The 16,476-nt window shown below is 61.8% G+C and carries 14 protein-coding genes; 4 read left to right on the top strand and 10 right to left on the bottom strand.

Annotation, left to right across the window (positions count from 1 at the left end):
* The first annotated feature begins 96 nt into the window (after positions 1–96).
* Positions 97–2,016, top strand: coding sequence for a tyrosine-protein phosphatase (locus D3M70_RS27740; RefSeq protein ID WP_120129065.1), 1,920 nt, complete (start codon positions 97–99; stop codon positions 2,014–2,016).
* 126 nt (positions 2,017–2,142) lie between these two features.
* Here D3M70_RS27740 and D3M70_RS27735 read toward each other — a convergent pair whose 3' ends face one another.
* Positions 2,143–3,063 carry a helix-turn-helix transcriptional regulator gene (locus D3M70_RS27735; RefSeq protein ID WP_375233051.1) on the bottom strand — a complete coding sequence of 307 codons (921 nt, stop codon included), beginning with the start codon at positions 3,061–3,063 and terminating at the stop codon, positions 2,143–2,145.
* Positions 3,064–3,393: 330 nt separating this feature from the next.
* On the opposite strand from D3M70_RS27735, the gene D3M70_RS27730 reads away from it, so the two are divergent.
* Positions 3,394–3,720 (top strand): hypothetical protein, encoded by a 327-nt coding sequence (locus tag D3M70_RS27730; protein WP_120129063.1) that lies wholly within the window; start codon positions 3,394–3,396, stop codon positions 3,718–3,720.
* An 84-nt stretch (positions 3,721–3,804) separates the two neighbouring features.
* On the opposite strand, the gene D3M70_RS27725 is transcribed toward D3M70_RS27730, so the two are convergent.
* The 3 genes from D3M70_RS27725 to D3M70_RS27715 form a co-directional block, all read right to left on the bottom strand.
* Positions 3,805–4,191 (bottom strand): DUF1850 domain-containing protein, encoded by a 387-nt coding sequence (locus D3M70_RS27725; RefSeq protein ID WP_120129062.1) that lies wholly within the window; start codon positions 4,189–4,191, stop codon positions 3,805–3,807.
* Positions 4,188–6,215: a TRAP transporter permease gene (locus tag D3M70_RS27720; protein ID WP_120129060.1), complete on the bottom strand. Its 2,028-nt coding sequence runs from the start codon at positions 6,213–6,215 to the stop codon at positions 4,188–4,190. The genes D3M70_RS27725 and D3M70_RS27720 overlap by 4 nt, the downstream gene beginning before the upstream one ends.
* Positions 6,216–6,293: 78 nt before the next feature.
* Positions 6,294–7,247 (bottom strand): TAXI family TRAP transporter solute-binding subunit, encoded by a 954-nt coding sequence (locus D3M70_RS27715; RefSeq protein ID WP_120129059.1) that lies wholly within the window; start codon positions 7,245–7,247, stop codon positions 6,294–6,296.
* A gap of 241 nt (positions 7,248–7,488) precedes the next feature.
* Between D3M70_RS27715 and D3M70_RS27710 the strand changes: the two genes are divergently transcribed.
* Positions 7,489–8,811: a chloride channel protein gene (locus D3M70_RS27710; RefSeq protein ID WP_120129057.1), complete on the top strand. Its 1,323-nt coding sequence runs from the start codon at positions 7,489–7,491 to the stop codon at positions 8,809–8,811.
* Positions 8,812–8,990: 179 nt separating this feature from the next.
* Entirely contained in the window at positions 8,991–10,343 is a 1,353-nt protein-coding gene (gene nhaA / locus D3M70_RS27705) for a Na+/H+ antiporter NhaA (RefSeq protein WP_120129055.1), read from the top strand.
* A gap of 4 nt (positions 10,344–10,347) precedes the next feature.
* Here nhaA and D3M70_RS27700 read toward each other — a convergent pair whose 3' ends face one another.
* The 6 genes from D3M70_RS27700 to D3M70_RS27675 form a co-directional block, all read right to left on the bottom strand.
* Positions 10,348–10,659, bottom strand: a complete 312-nt coding sequence (locus D3M70_RS27700; protein ID WP_120129053.1) for a cupin — start codon at positions 10,657–10,659, stop codon at positions 10,348–10,350.
* 16 nt (positions 10,660–10,675) lie between these two features.
* Positions 10,676–11,446 carry a class I SAM-dependent methyltransferase gene (locus tag D3M70_RS27695; protein WP_120129051.1) on the bottom strand — a complete coding sequence of 257 codons (771 nt, stop codon included), beginning with the start codon at positions 11,444–11,446 and terminating at the stop codon, positions 10,676–10,678.
* Positions 11,447–11,525: 79 nt separating this feature from the next.
* On the bottom strand, positions 11,526–12,413 hold the full coding sequence (locus tag D3M70_RS27690) for a phosphate/phosphite/phosphonate ABC transporter substrate-binding protein (protein ID WP_120129049.1): 888 nt from the start codon (positions 12,411–12,413) through the stop codon (positions 11,526–11,528).
* Positions 12,401–14,758 (bottom strand): bifunctional diguanylate cyclase/phosphodiesterase, encoded by a 2,358-nt coding sequence (locus tag D3M70_RS27685; RefSeq protein WP_120129047.1) that lies wholly within the window; start codon positions 14,756–14,758, stop codon positions 12,401–12,403. The genes D3M70_RS27690 and D3M70_RS27685 overlap by 13 nt, the downstream gene beginning before the upstream one ends.
* A gap of 82 nt (positions 14,759–14,840) precedes the next feature.
* Positions 14,841–15,635 (bottom strand): ABC transporter permease, encoded by a 795-nt coding sequence (gene fetB / locus D3M70_RS27680; RefSeq protein ID WP_120129045.1) that lies wholly within the window; start codon positions 15,633–15,635, stop codon positions 14,841–14,843.
* Entirely contained in the window at positions 15,632–16,345 is a 714-nt protein-coding gene (locus D3M70_RS27675) for an ATP-binding cassette domain-containing protein (protein WP_256660009.1), read from the bottom strand. The genes fetB and D3M70_RS27675 overlap by 4 nt, the downstream gene beginning before the upstream one ends.
* Between the last annotated feature and the right edge of the window lie 131 nt (positions 16,346–16,476).

The following is a 16,476-nucleotide window of genomic DNA, read 5'->3' as shown; positions in this document are numbered from 1 at the left end:
CGCGCAGGGATTTCGGTTTCGCGGGAAACTGTCATATTCAGTCGCATTTCGCCGCGGATAGTGGGCAGCCCAACGCTCTGTCAATGAGGCTGCATCGTGTTTCAACGTGTTCTGTTTTCACTGTCCGTTTTGAGCCTTTCCATCGCCGCCGCCCAGGCTGCCGAGACCACCGCACTCGACACCCCACGGCTTGCCAGTATCGACAACTTCCGGGATATCGCAGGCACCACCACTGCCTATTCCACGACCAATGACGGCACCCTGCGTTCGGGCGTGTTCTATCGCTCTAACGCGCTGACGCCCTCGGCCGCGGACCTGGCGACACTGAACGGCCTGGGCATCAGCGCCGTCTACGACTTGCGCACCCCCAGTGAAATCGCCGCCACGCCGGACACCCTGTTGACCGGGGCGACCTACAGCAATATCGACATCATCGGCAGCACCACGTCGGGGGCGAATGTCACGAACATCTCGTTCAGCAGCGCCGCCGACGCCATCGCCATGATGGAGCAGACCAACCGCGCCTTCGTCAGTGATGCCGGCATGCGCAGCCAGTTCAACCTGCTTTTCAACGAGCTGGCCTCGGCGGACGGCGCTGCGCTGTTCCACTGCACCGCGGGCAAGGACCGCACCGGCTGGACCGCCGCGGTACTGTTGAGCATTGCCGGGGTCGACAGCTCCACCATCATGAGCAACTACCTGGCGACCAACGACTACACCGCCGCGCGCGTTGCTGCGACGCTTGCTGCAATGCCGGCGAGCATGGCCGCTGTCTACGCGCCGCTGCTGGGCGTGCAGGCCAGTTATCTGCAAGCCGGTCTGGACCAAGTGACCGCCGAATACGGCAGCATGGACAACTACCTCAAGCAAGGCCTTGGACTGTCGCAGGAAACGATCTACGTCCTGCGCGGCAAGATGGTGTTCTACAACAGCCTGCCGGGTCAGGCGGGCCTGATCGGCAACGCCGCTGCCGGTGCACAGTTGTTGCAGCAACTGCAGAACACCGGGTTGTCGGGGAACTACACCGCGTACAACGACTATCTGCAATCGGCGATCGATGCCGGCACCCTGGGCGGCGTCGAATCGACGGTCGGTGGTCAGCTGCATGCCGATGCGGCGAGCTATCTGCTGCGTCAGGACGCGATGATCGAGCAGGCCGCAGCGCCTTTCGCCAGTGGGACTGATCTCAAGGTCGGTCAGTCGCGCCTGTGGAGCACGGCGCTGACGGGGTATCTGGGCACTGACGGCTCGTCCCACGCGGCCAGCAGCAACGAGCACAGCCAAGGCATGATGGTGGGGCTGACCCAGCGTTTTTCCGAGCAGCTCAGTGCCCATGGCGGATTTGGCTACAGTCGCGGCAACGTCGGTGGCGCAGGCGGTGAAGCCGATACCGACCTGACGTTCATCAACCTGGGCGCGCGCTTCGCCCCGAACGGCCTGGAACGCGGCGTGTTCGTCGATGCCAGCGCCAGTGGTGGTTGGCTCGACTATGACAGCAAGCGCGACATCGGCGGTGGTTTGGGCCAGGCCCGGGGTGACAGCCATGGCACCCTGGCGGGCGCGACCCTGGCGCTGGGTTATCGCCTCCCCATGAGCGGGGTGACGCTCGAGCCGAGCCTGGGCGTGCGAGTCAGCCATCTGAATCTGTCCGGCTTCAAGGAGAAGGGCAGCGAACTGGCGCTGGACGTCGACGGGATCAACGAAACCCGGCGCAGCGCGGTCGCCAACCTCAACGCATCGCTCACGCCGATTGCATTGGGCAGTTGGCAACTGACGCCGGGCGCTCAGGTGGGTTACGAGCATGTCCTGGGCGATCATCAGGTGGACAGTGAAGGGCAGCTGTTGGGCCTGGACATCGAGCAACGTGCCGCGTTCGACAACCGCGACCAGTTCACCGGTGGCGTCAACGTCATGGCGAGCCTTGGCGCATTCAGTGTCGGCGCCGAAGTCGGGGCCAGTGGCGGCGGTGACAGCCACGGGTTCAACGGTGGTCTGAAAGCCAGCTGGATGTTCTGAACACGGTGCTCACCTGACACCCCCGCGTTCAGGTGTTTGATTCTGGCCGAAGGCCGTGGGAACCGCCGGGTGGGGCGCGCTGCCTTGCCGGCGGCAGCAACTTTGCAACCGCTACGGCCGGCGGCCTCAGCCTTTTCTCACCTGCGCGGGACTCAGGCCGTACGCATTCTGGAAGTACTGGCAGAACCGGCCGACGTTAGTGAAACCCAGTTGTACGGCGACGTCGGACACCGACGGCGAGCCGCTCTGCGTCAGCACCTCGTAGGCACGTTGCAGCCGGACTTCGCGCTGATACTCCACAATCGACAACCCCATGAAACGCCGAAATCCCTCTTGCAACGCGCGCAAGCTGACGCTGGTCAGGCGCGCAAGGTCCGAGCCGCTGACCAGTGCATCGGGGTGTGCCTGTATGTATTCGACGGCGCGCTTCACATGTCGCGGAGCAATGAGCGGGGAGGGCCGGCGCAGGGCTTCGCTGAAGTTGTGCGGCCAGGCCTCCAGTACGGCATCGATCAGCATCTCCCTGAGACGCGAGGGCATCAGTGTGCCGGTGTTGATCAGCAGGTCGAATTCGGTGCCGGTCGCAAGGTCGATCAGTGCCTTGATGCCCTGAAACCCCGACACGTTCAGATCCACCCTCGGTTCGAAATGCAGCTTTCTCAGGATGGGCCGTTCCAGCAGCGTCGACAGGCGTTCAGTGAGCAGCGCTCGGCTGATCGACATGCCGTGCTGGGCATGGTTGTCGACGAAGTGCATGGAGCGGATATCGGCCTTGTCGATGGCCAGACCGACCTGACAAATCCCGATCGACTCAGTGGTGTGATTGAAAACGATCTTGCCCGCGGTAGGGATGACGAACGTGATTTCGTCCTGCAGTGCCGGAAGCACCACACTGAAATCGCCGTGATAGTGCATGCGCCGAAAGCTGACGCCTTCATGCCTGCCGTAAACCCCGCTGATGACGATGTTTTGCGGCAGTGGCTGGGCATCCGGGTACTGGTTGCCGAACATGTGTGCGAATAAAGCGCCGAAGTCGTCGGACCGCATGGCGTCGGATCGCAGAATGATGGGTTTGCGTGTCGTGGCTGGGAACACCTTGGATGTCATCCTGAACAAGGCCGGGGGAGGGTGCCCTCGATCGTCGAGGACGCTGGACCAAATGTTTGCAACCGCGGGACGCTAACAGTGGCGTATGTCAGGTGTGTGACAAAGCGGGCCCTTCTGCAAGGCGTCGCATGACGCGCAGCCGGTGCTGACTATCGCGGGTGTCGATAGTCAGCATCACGCATTAGAAGTTCAGTTCGCTGCGGGGAACTGGAAAATGGCGGCCAATGAAGCCCTGCCAGCGCGGCAGTATTTTTTTACAGGAACCCGCCGATGCGTATTTTGTTCGTTCCCGCCCTGTTGATCGCCGGTTCGCTGCTGGCCGGCTGTGCGTCCGCCCCCAATGAGCCGACCCTGACGCTGCAAACCGCCAAGTCACCCGAGCAATTCACCGCGTGCGTGATGCCCAGATTGCAAGGCCAGGCTCAAGGCCCGATCCTTTCCCAGACTCAGCGCCACTACCGGATTGTCGTCCCCAGTTCCGTTGCGGCCGACAACGTCATCGAAGCGTACAAGGCGTCCGGCGGCGGCAAGGTGTTCGTGTACGAACGCAGTCTGCTGACCTCAGGGTTCGGGGCGGCAGCGAAAGCGTGCGTGTGATCGAACGTTGGGCTGCGGGACAGTCGATACCGTGATGCCCGCCAGCCTGATTGGCTCCATGGGAGCAGAGCAAGCACGGACCCATCACTCATTCCCGCAAGACCAAAGCTGCACGGCGGGCTGCGCGGCGTTTGCAGCGCCGATCCACTCGCTCATCCCGTGACACTGACCGTCGAAACACAGCTGGTAATCGCCGGCCTCAGGCGTGCGCCCCAGGTTCATCGGCTGCAGCGGCGGCAGAGGGCGATGGTAGTGCCAACTGCCGTTTTCCAGCCGTGCGTCATCGGGGATTTCCATGCCCGCGCCGTTGCCGCGTACGCGAGCTTCTCCCAGTACCAGGCCTTGCCCGGTGACGCGGTAGTCTTCTTCCCAGCGGATTTTTTCGATGGTGTGATTCCACGCCAGGGTAAAGCTTGATACCGGGAGTTGGGCCCAGACCACACCGGCCAGGCCCAGACACAGCCCGATCATGCCTTGGCCAGTCCGGTCTGACGCGAGCGCCAGAAGTGCTGGGCAATGACCAATGCGCCGAGCACAAAGCCCGCTTCGTCGGTCAACGGCAACGCCACCACCAGCAGCGCGCCTGCGGCAAAGGCGAACACACGTTCCCACAGCGGCATTTTCTGTTGCAGGTAACCGGTCGAGGCCATGCCCCACAATCCCACCGCCAGAATGGTCTTGATCAACATGTAGGCGGTCATCCACAGGTTGTCGCCTTGGAGCATCAGCGCCGGGTTGTAGACCGCCATGAACGGAATGACGAAGCCCGCCAGCGCGATGCGCACCGCCCAAAGGCTGATCTTGAACCCGGTCTCCTTGGCGATCGGTGCTGCAGCGAAACAGGCCAGAGCCACAGGCGGCGTGAGGTCGGCGAGGATGCCGAAGTAGAACACGAACATGTGCGAGACGATCAGCGGCACCCCCAGTTCCAGAAGCGCAGGCGCTGCGATGGAACTGGTGATGATGTAATTGGGAATGGTCGGAATGCCCATGCCCAGAATCAGGCAAGTGATCATCGTCAGGATCAGCGACAGCAGCAGGTTGTCGCGGCCGATGGCCAGAATGTACCCGGCGAAGGTCGATGCTATACCGGTCAGCGACACAACGCCGATGATGATCCCGACCAGCGCGCAGGCGATCCCCACGGGCACCGCGTGACGTGCGCCATCGACCAGTGCATGCAGGCAGATCACCAGGGTCTCGCGGCCACCCTTGATGAACCAGCAGGCAAGCACCAGCGCCGCGATGACCGCGAAGATCACGCCGATGCCCAACTGAAAGAACCCCACGCAGAGCACGCCCAATGCGATCCAGAAGGCGCAGCGCAAGGCGAAGCTGGACACCCTGAGGATGATCGCCGAGCCGAGAATCACGATGGCGGTGAGTGCCAGTCCGACCATCCCGGAAAACAGCGGCGTGCGTCCCGAAAACAGCAGATACACCAGCACCAGCAATGGGATCAGCAGATACCAGTTTTCTTTCACGGCGCGCAATGCGCTGGGGCATTGGTCTTTGGGCAGACCTTTGAGGTTGGAGCGCTTGGCCTCCAGATGCACCATCCAGAACACCGAGCCGAAGTACAGAATCGCCGGGATGAGCGCCGCCTTGGCGATCTCCACGAAGGGCACGTTGATGGTTTCGGCCATGATGAATGCCACGGCGCCCATCACCGGTGGCATCAACTGGCTGCCCATGCTGGACGTCGCCTCGACCCCTCCGGCGAACGCCGCCCGATAGCCGAAGCGCTTCATCAACGGGATGGTGAACTGGCCGGTGGTCACCACGTTGGCGATCCCGGAACCGGTGATGGTGCCCATCAGCGCGGACGAGACCACCGCGACTTTGGCCGGCCCGCCGAGTTTGTGACCGAACAGGCCCATGGCGAAGTCGGTGAACAGCTTGATCATCCCGGCCTGTTCCAGGAAGGCGCCGAACAGGATGAACAGGAAGATATAGGTCGCCGAGACATAAGTCGGCGTGCCGTACAGACCTTCGGTGCCGAAGGCCAACTGGTTGACGATCTGGTCGAAGCCATAGCCGCGATGCGCAAGTTCGCCGGGCAGGTATTCGCCAAACAGGCCATAGGCCAGAAACAGCCCGCAAATGATCGGAAGTGCAATGCCCATGACGCGGCGTGCGGCTTCGAACACCAGCGCGATCAGCACCAGGCCGATCACCATGTCGCCGGTGGTGAGGTCACCCGAGCGCTGGATCAGGTCCGCTTCGAATTCCCATTGGTACGCCGCCGTGGCGATGCCCGCCAGGCTGAGCAGCCAGGCCATCGGTTGCCAGGGGCGATTTGCGCCGTAGGCGGGGTAGCTCAGGAACACCACCCACAGCAGAAAGCCAACGTGCACTGCGCGCAGGACCTGGCTGGAAATCGGAGAAAACGCAGCGGTCACGATCTGAAAGATCGAGAACGCCAACGCGACGTAAAACAGTGTTCTTGGCCAGTCCCGAGGGTTCGCGGGAATGCCGTGCTGATCTTCACTCATTGGCTGTCTGCCTCATGACCACATTGGAAAAAGGACGTAAACAGACGCGGAGCCGGATCGACACCGCGTCTGTGATCGTTACAGCGCGCCTTTTTCCCTGTAGTAGCGTTCGGCACCGGGGTGCAGCGGGATCGGCAGGTCCTTGGCCGCGGTTTCCAGCTTGATGTCTTTGGCCGCCGAGTGCGAGTTGCCCAGGCGGGGGAGGTTATCGAACATCAGTCTGGTCATCTCGTACGCCACCTCATCCGAAACATCTGCGCGGGTCACGAGAATGTTGGTGATCGCCACGGTAGGCACCGCTTCGGGTTGGCCGTCGTAGGTGTTGGCGGGGATCATCGCGCTTTGATAGGCGCGATTGCCGATTCTGGCGACGACGTCAGTCGGAATCGATACGTAGTTGAGCGGCATCACCGAGGACAGGTCCCGAATCGCCGCCATGCCCAGCCCCGACGATTGCAGCGTCGCGTCCAGTTGGCGATTCTTGATCAGCTCGACCGACTCGGCGAACGGCAGGTATTGCACCTTGCCCATGTCTTCGTAGGTCAACCCGGCAGCCTTGAAGATTGCTCGTGCGTTCAGTTCGGTGCCCGACTTGGGGGCTCCGACCGAAATCGTCTTGCCCTTGAGGTCGGCCAGGGTCTTGATGCCGGATTCTTTGCTGGCAACGATCTGGATGTAATTGGGGTAGGCGCCGCCGATGGCGCGCAATTTGGTCAGAGGCGCCTTGAAGCCCGCGTCTTCGACACCGTTTTTGGCATCGGCAACGGAATCGCCCAGGGCAAACGCCAGTTCGCCGCGACCGGCTTGCAACAGGTTGAGGTTTTCTACAGAGGCTTTGGTGGCCTGGACCGACGTTTTGGACCCCGGAATGCCGTCGCTGTAGATTTGCGAGAGCGCGACGCCGATCGGGTAATAAACCCCGCTGGTGCCCCCGGTCAGAATGTTGATGAAGACCGGCGCTGCCTGTGCGGCAGTGGTGACAGCCAGCGCGGTTGCAGCGGCCAGCAGGGTAAAGCGGGTGCTTACTCGCATGGGGGGACTCTCCGTCTTGTTATGGCTTTATGCAGAGTCCTTCCAATGTAGTTGATAGTCGGGCACAAGGTGGCGCGTTGATAGCCAATCTGTGAATGGATATGTCGGACACCTGACACGTGTGTAAGGTTTTGCCGCAAAGCGCTGGGTCAGCCTCGAAATAGAGCCATTTGGAGGTCGCCGCTATTTTGGTTAGTCTTGCCGTCACCTTCGTTTCGTATTTCAACGGGAACTCCTTCGGGTGATCAAACCGATAACGCTGCTCCGTCGTCGTTTCGCTTCAATGCGCTGGCGCACTCGTGTCACCCTCTGGGCCGCCGCCACCGTTGCCGGGCTGCTGGTCGTCATGTTCGCCCGGCTGGCCGACATGGCGCTTGCTCAGTTCGCCCAACAGACCGCCGAGCGGCCATGGCTGCCGTTCATCTACACGCCACTGGTGGGGATGCTGGTGGTGTGGCTTACCACGCGCTTCTTCGTCGGGGCGCAAGGCAGCGGTATTCCGCAGGTGATCGCCGCGACACGGCTGGTCCACCAGGGCAAACCCATCGACAAACTGGTTTCCCTGCGCATCGCCTTCGGCAAGATCTGCCTTGGCACACTGGCGCTGACCGGCGGTTTCTCGGCAGGACGCGAAGGCCCGTCGGTGCAGGTTGCGGCGTCGATCATGCACTTCTTCCATCGATTTCTGCCCAACGCGCGCATCGTGCGGGTCGAGGACCTGATTCTCGCTGGCGGTGCAGCAGGCATTGCCGCTGCGTTCAATACCCCCTTGGCGGGGATCGCATTTGCGGTGGAGGAGTTGGGACGCAAGCTGGAAACCCGCACCAGCGGGGTTCTGCTCAGCACCATCATTCTTTCGGGGATGGTCGCCATCGCGTTGCAAGGCAACTACAACTATTTCGGGCATTTTGACGTCCAGGACGTCAGTCTAGATATCGTTGCGCCGGCACTTGCGATCGGCATTGGTTGCGGCCTGCTGGGCGGGCTGTTCAGCCGCATGTTGTTATGGCCACAACGGCATAGCCGGTTCGTGCTCTGGGAGTGGCGCCGCGCTCACCCGGTCTGGTTCGCCGGGATCTGCGGATTGATCGTGGCCATACTCGGCTGGATCAGCGGCGGGATGTCCTTCGGAAGCGGTTACGGCATTACCTCACAAGTCATCGCGTCCGATGTCGGCTTGCCGTGGCACGCGCCGGTCACGCGATTTCTCGCCACCGTCGTCACCTATTTTTCAGGCATTCCGGGCGGGATCTTTGCGCCATCGCTGGCCGTCGGTGCTGCCGTTGGCAGCAATGTCGCCGACTTTTTTCATCTGGCGGCGCAACCGATGATTGCCCTGTGCATGGTCGGTTTTCTGGCCGCGGTCACCCAGTCGCCCATCACCTCCGCGATCATCGTCATGGAAATGATCGACAGCCATGGCCTGGTGATCAGCCTGATGGCCGTTGCCCTGATTGCCAAGGCCGTCAGCTCACGAATGGGCCCGGAGTTGTACCAACAACTGGCGAAGGGTTTTTTGCAGGGGGCGGAGGTGAATCGCGCTGCGCACAAGAAGGCTGAGTAAGCGTTTTACAACGTGCGGCTCAGTTCTGACCGGTCGCGCAAGAGTTTCATCCGGCTCCACCAAATAGCCATTTGCATCCGCTGCGTCAGCTTCTTATCATCGCCGTGGGTGCGCTGTTGCATACGGCACTGCGCAGGTTAAAGCTCAAGCGTTGGTCGGGCCGCCAACGGAGAGCGATCGTGCCTGATAAAAACCCGGCCACCGCAGCCATCCCTCGTCCGCAGGTTTTGACCGAACGCGCGCTGTCAGCGCTCGAGCGGTTTTCCCACATCGAAGCCGTCAGCGGCATCGTTCTTTTGCTGGCCGCCTTGATCGCACTGGTCTGGGCCAACAGTCCATACGCCGCCAGCTACGAGCATTTCTGGAACACTCAACTCACCATAGGCCTGGGCGACTTCACGGTTTCCAGGTCGTTGCACTTTCTGGTGAACGACGGGTTGATGACCATCTTCTTTCTGGTGGTCGGCGCCGAGATACGCCAGGAAATCAAGGACGGTGCACTCGCCAGTCTGAAGCTGGCGACGTTGCCGCTCGGTGCGGCGTTGGGCGGGGTGATGATGCCCGCGATCATTTACATGCTGCTCAATCACGGCACCGAAGCCAGGGCGGGATGGGCGATTCCGACGGCCACGGATATCGCGTTCGCAGTGGGCGTTTTGGCGCTGCTCGGCAAATCGATCCCCAGCGGCGTGCGTATCTTGCTGCTGGCGCTGGCGATCATCGATGACATCGTCGCCATTCTGATCATCGCCGTGGGTTACACCGTCAGCCTGGATTACCACGGGTTACTCGTCGCTGTCGGCGGGCTTGCGCTGGTGCTGGTGTTTCAACGCATGGGCATCAGCAAGGCCTATGCGTATCTGCTGCCCGGGGCCATCGTCTGGTTCGGTCTGTTGAAGACGGGTGTCCATCCCACCCTTGCCGGGGTGATTCTGGGTCTGATGACGCCGGTCAATCGCAAACCGGCCAGCGAGCGCCCGCTGGAGACGATCGGGCGAAGCCTTCGTGAATTGATGGAACGGGTATCCCAGAGCGATGAGGGGCCTCAGTCCGTCGCCAAACCGCTGAAGCAACTGCGCCACGCGCAACGGGAAGTCCTGCCACCGGTACAGCGTATCCAGATTGGGCTGCACCCCTGGGTGGCGTTTGGTGTGATGCCGCTTTTCGCCCTGGCCAACGCTGGCGTCAGCCTGGCGGGCGCCAATCTGAACGAGGCCCTGTCGCAAAGTGTTTTCGTCGGCGTGATGCTGGCGTTGGTGCTGGGCAAGCCCATCGGTGTGATTCTGGTCAGCGTGGCCCTGGTCAAACTGAATATCTGCAGACTGCCGGACGGTGTGACCTGGACCGGCGTCGTGCTGGTGGGACTTTTGGCCGGGATCGGTTTCACCATGTCCATCTTCATTGCGTCGCTGGCATTCTCCGATCAGGCGCTGTTGTCAGCCGCCAAACTCAGCGTGCTCGCGGCGTCCTCGCTGGCGGCGGTGATCGGGTTGATCTGGGGAAAGGCGAAATTCTCTCCCCGCCAACCCTAGAGAATCAGACGCTGCCTTCACTCTCCACCACCAGAATGCGCGCGACGCCCAGCGGATGGGCGACGTGCGCGGTGCCGACCGAGGCGTAGAACACGTCGCCGGTTTCCAGGATCGTCGAGCGTTCGACGCCGTTTTCCTTGAAGCGCATTTCAACCTGGCCGTCCAGCACGGCGAACACTTCCTGGCCGTCGTTCACATGCCATTTGTAGGGTTGATCGGTCCAGTGCAGGCGCGTGGTGATGCCGTTCATGTTGGCGATGTCCAGCGCGGCCCAGGCGCGCTCGCCGGTGAAGGCTTTACTGCGGATGATCTTCACGGTTCTTACCTTTTCTTCAGGCCAGTCGATGGCACAGGTAGGCTTGGGTCTGATAGGGGAAATCAACCGTCTCGCGACCGCGCAGCGCCGGGTGCGTCCCAATGAGTTCGCGCAGTTGGTCGGTGACGAGGGCTTTGTCGGCAGCGGGCAGTGCGGCAATGAAACTCACCGACAGGAAACGGTTCATGATCACCGTGTCAGGACTGCCGCTGTGGCTGTAATTGAAGCAGCTCGATGCTGGCTGTGAGAAATAGCGGCCGTCGAAGGGGCGGCGCCAGTGGCCGGTATGGAAACGCGGCGTGTCGCCTTCGTAGGGGGTGATGATGCGAGTGATTTCGGCGACCCAGTCCACCGATTCGTCGCGCACGTTCCAGATCAGGCCCAGACGCCCACCGGGCTTGAGTACGCGATGAATTTCAGAGAGCGCGGCAGTGTCTGCAAACCAGTGAAAGGCCTGGGCGCAGACCAATGCATCGGCGGTGGCGTCAGCAAGGGGGATCGACTGGGCGGTGCCTGGCACGATCTGCACATCCGGCAGGTGTGCGGTGAACTCGTTGCGCATTGCATCCACGGGTTCCACGCCGATCAAGTGCTCGGTCAGTGGCTTGAGCAAGCGGGTGAACTTGGCGGTCCCGGCACCGAGGTCTACGACCGTGGACTGAGGCCCGATCCCCAATGCTGTACTGAGCCATGTGTTCAGCGCTTCCGGATAATCCGGGCGTCCCTGGCTGTACGTGCCCGCTTGCGTTGAAAATCCCACCTGAGCAGCTGTGTGAACGACTGGCATGGTCCGCGATCCCCTGCTTGGAAAATGGCCGGCGCATTATGCGCCAAATACTCCCGTCGCGAGACATCGTCGTGGCGTGTCAGCGCACGGCAGGTGTCGTCTCCATCACGCGCAGCAGTGGCGCATATTCGGCATGGCTGACCGGAACGATGCCGGACGCTTCCTGAGCGTCGAGAAATTCGCTCAGTCCCTGCTGATCGTTCAACATCGCGTGGCGGACGCGTTCTTTCAGGCGGGGGCATAACGTGCCGCTGAAGACGAACGGGTCGTAGTAGATCGGTTCCGAGCGCCAGAGCACCTTGAACGTGTCGCGACCCATCAGGCCCCGGCTCAGGTATTCATCGGCCCTGACGCTGGAGACGAACACCGCATCCGCCTTGTCAGCCAGCAACGCATCCAGGGATTTGTCGTGGGAGCCGGAGAACGCCACCGAGCCGAAGAATTGCGCCAATGGCTCGCCCACGGCGGCGGAAAACTCGGCGTTGGGCACGAGGTTGCCCGAAGTGCTCGCGGGATCCGTCAGCACCACCCGTTTACCGCGCAGGGCCTCGACAGTACCGGCGACCTTGCTGCGCGCCAGCAACAGTGCCTGGTAGTGATGCCCGGCAGGGGTGAAATAGCCATCGCTGATGGTCAGGCTGGCGAATGGCTCGATACGCGGGTCGCGCTGGTGGGCGAGCATATAGGACGCCGGCCCCAGCCAGGCGATGTCGACGCCGCCGGAGACGATGGCGTCGACCACGCTTTCATAAGACGAGGAGGGGACTATCTCCACCGCAATGCCAGTGGCCTTGCGCAGCCGCTCGATCAACGGCCGCTGCTCCTTGAGCAGCTCATCCATGCTCTTTTTCGGGATCACCGCGATGCGCAGGCTTTGCTGGTTGCAGTCCGCTTGAACGGTGTCGATCAGCAACGCATCGAGCAGCAACGCAAGCATGACCGGAATAAGGCATCTCACTGCACGCATGTTTTTTCCGCCGCATTCATCAATGGCGCATTGTTGAGAGTGGCATCGTTGAACGGGAGGTAGTCCCGTAACTGGGCCGCCGACAAGGGCCGGCTGAAGTGATAGCCCTGTGCGACATCGCAGCCGGCCAGCCGCAGGCACACCACCTGCTCGCGGGTTTCCACGCCTTCGGCCACCACTTTGAGGCCCAATCGCTTGGCCAGGATGATCGTGGACGAGACGATGGGGCTGTCGTCGGGGCTGTTGGACAAGGGGGCGATCAGCGTGCGATCGATTTTCAGCTTGGTCAGTGGCAACGACTGCAAGTGTGCGAAGCCGGCATAGCCCTTGCCGAAATCGTCGAGGCTGATGTTCATCCCGGCATCGCGCAGGCGTTGCAGGTGTTCGATAGCGCGACCTTCCTGGTCCAGCAGCGTGGTTTCGGTGATTTCCAGTTCCATCCACTGGGGGGCGATGCCGTGTCGCGACAGTTTGGCCAGCACCCGGTCACTGAAGTCGGCCTGATGCAGTTGCAGGGCGGAGACGTTGACCGCCAGCCGCAGTTGGCGCCTCTCTGACTGCCAGTGTTCCAGGGTTTCGCAGGCCAGGCGCAGCACCTCCCAGCCCAGCGCGATGATGAAGCCGCTGCGTTCGGCCAGCGAGATGAAACGATCGGGGTACAGCAGCCCGAACTCGGGATGCTCCCAGCGCACCAGCGCCTCGTAACCGTCGACCTGCATCGAGTCCAGGCGGACCTGAGGCTGGTAATGCAGGACGAATTGACGCCCCTTCAACGCGCTGCCGAATGCCTGCTCCAACATGAACTCTTCGACATCGGCGACATTCAGCGACGGGTCGAAAAAACGGTATTGTCCGCGACCTGCGCGCTTGGCCGAATACATGGCCGCGTCGGCGCTGCGAATCAGGTCCTCGACGTCCTGCCCGTCCCGCGGGCAAATGCTCACGCCGACGCTGGGGCTGGTGGTGACTTCGTGTTCGCCCAGGGAATAGATCGCCGACAGTTTCTGCACCAGCGCCCGCACCCAGGCATCGATCTGCTCCTCGGTGCGTTCGCCGGCCAGCAGCACCACGAACTCGTCGCCGCCGAAACGCGCCGCTTCGTCGTCGGCGTCCAGCATGCGACGGATGCGGCCGGCCACCGCCTGCAACAGCATGTCGCCGACCTTGTGGCCCAGCGAGTCGTTGATCGATTTGAAGCGGTCCATGTCGATGAACAGGATCGCCATCAACCTTCGTTTGCCACGCTGGCTGGACAAGCTGCGTGCCGCCACTTCGAGGAATTGACGCCGATTGTGCAGGCCGCTCAAGTGATCGGTTGCGGCAGCGTGGCTGCTTCGGCGATGTTCTTCTTCCAGACTTTCGATCAGTTGCTGATTGACCTGCTGCGCCTGCTCCAGCGCGTTGAACGCTTCCTGGCGTTTGCGCAATACACGCAAGGTCCAGAACAGGCTGCCGAGAATCAACAGCGTCATGCACAGGTTCAGCCACAACTGGCGCTGATAGGTGAGGCGCGAAGAGGCAAGGATTTCATCGTCGGCCTGACTGACCGTCACGCTGAATCCGCGCTGGGGCACGCGCAGGTACATGCTCTGATACCGCGTGGCTGCCGAACGTTGCACGAGGCGGCCGGAAACCTCGCCGTCGCCCGGCAGATCGGGCGTCATCACGGCACCGGAAACCACCACGCCGCTGCTGCTGATCCGCAGGCGCTCGCGGCCCTCATGATCGAGCAGGCGCATCATGCCGGTCTGTCCCAGATCGATATGTTCGAACAGCGCGGCGATGTAACCCACGTCCAGCTGCACCACCAGAATGCTGTCCATTTTGCCGGTGGCGGAATCGATCAGTGGCAGCATGAAGGGCAGCCGCCAACTGGGCATGACGCTCGCGCTCTGTGGCACGTCAATCAGCGGCAGCAGCGCTTTGAAGCCGTAGTGTCCGGTGTGCGTGTGCAATTGCGCGAGCCATTGGGCCGACAACTGATGAGGCTCGTCGAAGTGACTGGCGGACAGCAACTGGCCGTTGCTGTCATACAGACTCATGCGCTTGAATACAGGATCTTCGGCGAGCATGCGCACCAGGCCGCGATGGCGCTGACCGAGGTCTTCCATGTCGCTGCGAGTGACCAGGCCGATGGCTTGAGCGCGGTCGACCAGCTGGCGCAGGTTTTCCGCAGCGATGGTCGCAAGGTTCAGATGCTCGGCGGATTTGGCCGCCAGCGCTTCACGGTGCGAAGTGGCTTTCTGTTGAAAATACAAAGCCCAGAGAAACACCAGCGTTGCGGCGCACAGTGTCATGAGCAGCGACTGGAGAAAACTGAGAGAGGAGAAAGATCGGCGGATCACGGCATGAATTTCCTGCCTCGAGGTGATGGCAGAATACTACTAGTTTGTTGCCGATTCGTGACGGTCCTGCGCCTCACTGTTATCAGGTGCGCAACACCAGACGATGAATCATGAACCGGTGATCGACCGAGAACAGCCGCCGGAATGTCAGCAACACCGCCAACACCGTGCCGAGCGCCGAGCCGGCAGCGATCAGGAACATGATCATGATCTGGTAGCGCACGGCGCTTTCCGGGTCCTGGCCAGCCAGGACCTGGCCGGTCATCATGCCCGGCAGGCTGACGATGCCGACGACCGTCATCTGGTTGAGCGTGGGCATCATGCCTGCGCGAACCGCTTGCCTGGCCGCCGACTGCGCGGCTTCCCATCGGGTGCCACCCAGCGCCAGAATCATCTCGATGGTGTTGCGACCGGACACCAGTTCCTGCGTCATGCGCTCGATTCCCAGGGACACGGCGGTCAACGTATTGCCCAGAATCATCCCCAGTATGGGAATCGCGTATTGAGGCTCGTACCACGGGCGGATGTGAATGATGACGAACAGGCCGATGGCGGCGACCAGCCACGAACTGCTCCAGACCGAAACCACGCTGTCGATCAACTGCCCCGCGTACGTGCGTTTGCCGCGGCCAGCGGCGGAAATGCCGGCGACCAGGGTCATCAGGCACATCAACGGCAGCACCACATACCAATGGGCATTGGCGAACACCCAGCCGAGGACGTAGCCTACAGCCAGCAGCTGTACCACCGTGCGGATCGAGGCCCAGAACAGCTGGCGTTCCAGACCGAGCTTGAGCATCACCGACAGCGCGCCATTGATGAAAATCAGCGTGGCGGCGATGGCCAGGTCCACGGCGGTGAGGTTCTGGTAGTTCATACGGATTCTTCCAGCTCCAGCTCGCCGTTGTTCATCGTCAGATGCCGGGTGCTCATGCGTCGGGCCTGTTCCGGGTCATGGGACACCCAGAGGTAAGCCCGCGCACCTGCACCGGCGTCGAACCAGTGTTTTACCAGTGACTCCACGGCTGCCGCAGACTGCGGATCGAGTGCCGACGTGGGTTCGTCGAAGAGCATGACCTGAGGTTCCAGTTGCAGTGCGCGTATCAGCGCGACGATCTGTGATTCGCCCCCGGAAAGATCACCCGCGGGCTTGCTCAGGAATGACGCGTCCTTGCCAGCCTTTGCCAGCAGATCGGTTGCGACGCTCAGGTTGAAGGCGCGCTTGCTCAGGCTTTTCAGCGTGTAGGGGAATTGCAGGTTATCCAGCACCGTGCCCTCGATCAGCGCCGGGCGTTGCGACAGGTAGCACACACAGGTGCGGTAGACGGGGATCAGGTCGCTGGGGACGGGTTTGCGCTGCCACAGAATCTCACCGGTGGCGGGTGCATCGAGCAAGGCCAGCGTGCGCAGGAACACACTTTTGCCCGATCCCGAGGCGCCGGTGATCGCGATCTGAGCGCCTGGCATCAGGATAAAGTCCGTGGGCTTGAGCAGTTGGTTAGCGCCGGTCTGGTCGAGACGACTCAACTGCCTGACGTCGAGCAAAGGCCCGGTTGCCAGGTTGGACGATGCAGGGCTCGACGACACGGCGGTTCCTTACGGAGGCGGACTGGCGCAAAAGTCCTGCATTATTGCCGATGCGATCCCGGCCGACCACCATGCCGCCGACAGAAGATGAACGTCTGTAGCCGTTCGGCTTGCCAGCAGAGGCATTCTCG

The sequence above is a fragment of the Pseudomonas sp. LS-2 genome (assembly GCF_003605735.1).
Taxonomy (GTDB): Bacteria; Pseudomonadota; Gammaproteobacteria; order Pseudomonadales; family Pseudomonadaceae; genus Aquipseudomonas.
Note: the sequence above shows the minus strand (reverse complement) of the source record. Positions and strands in the feature narration are given on the sequence as shown.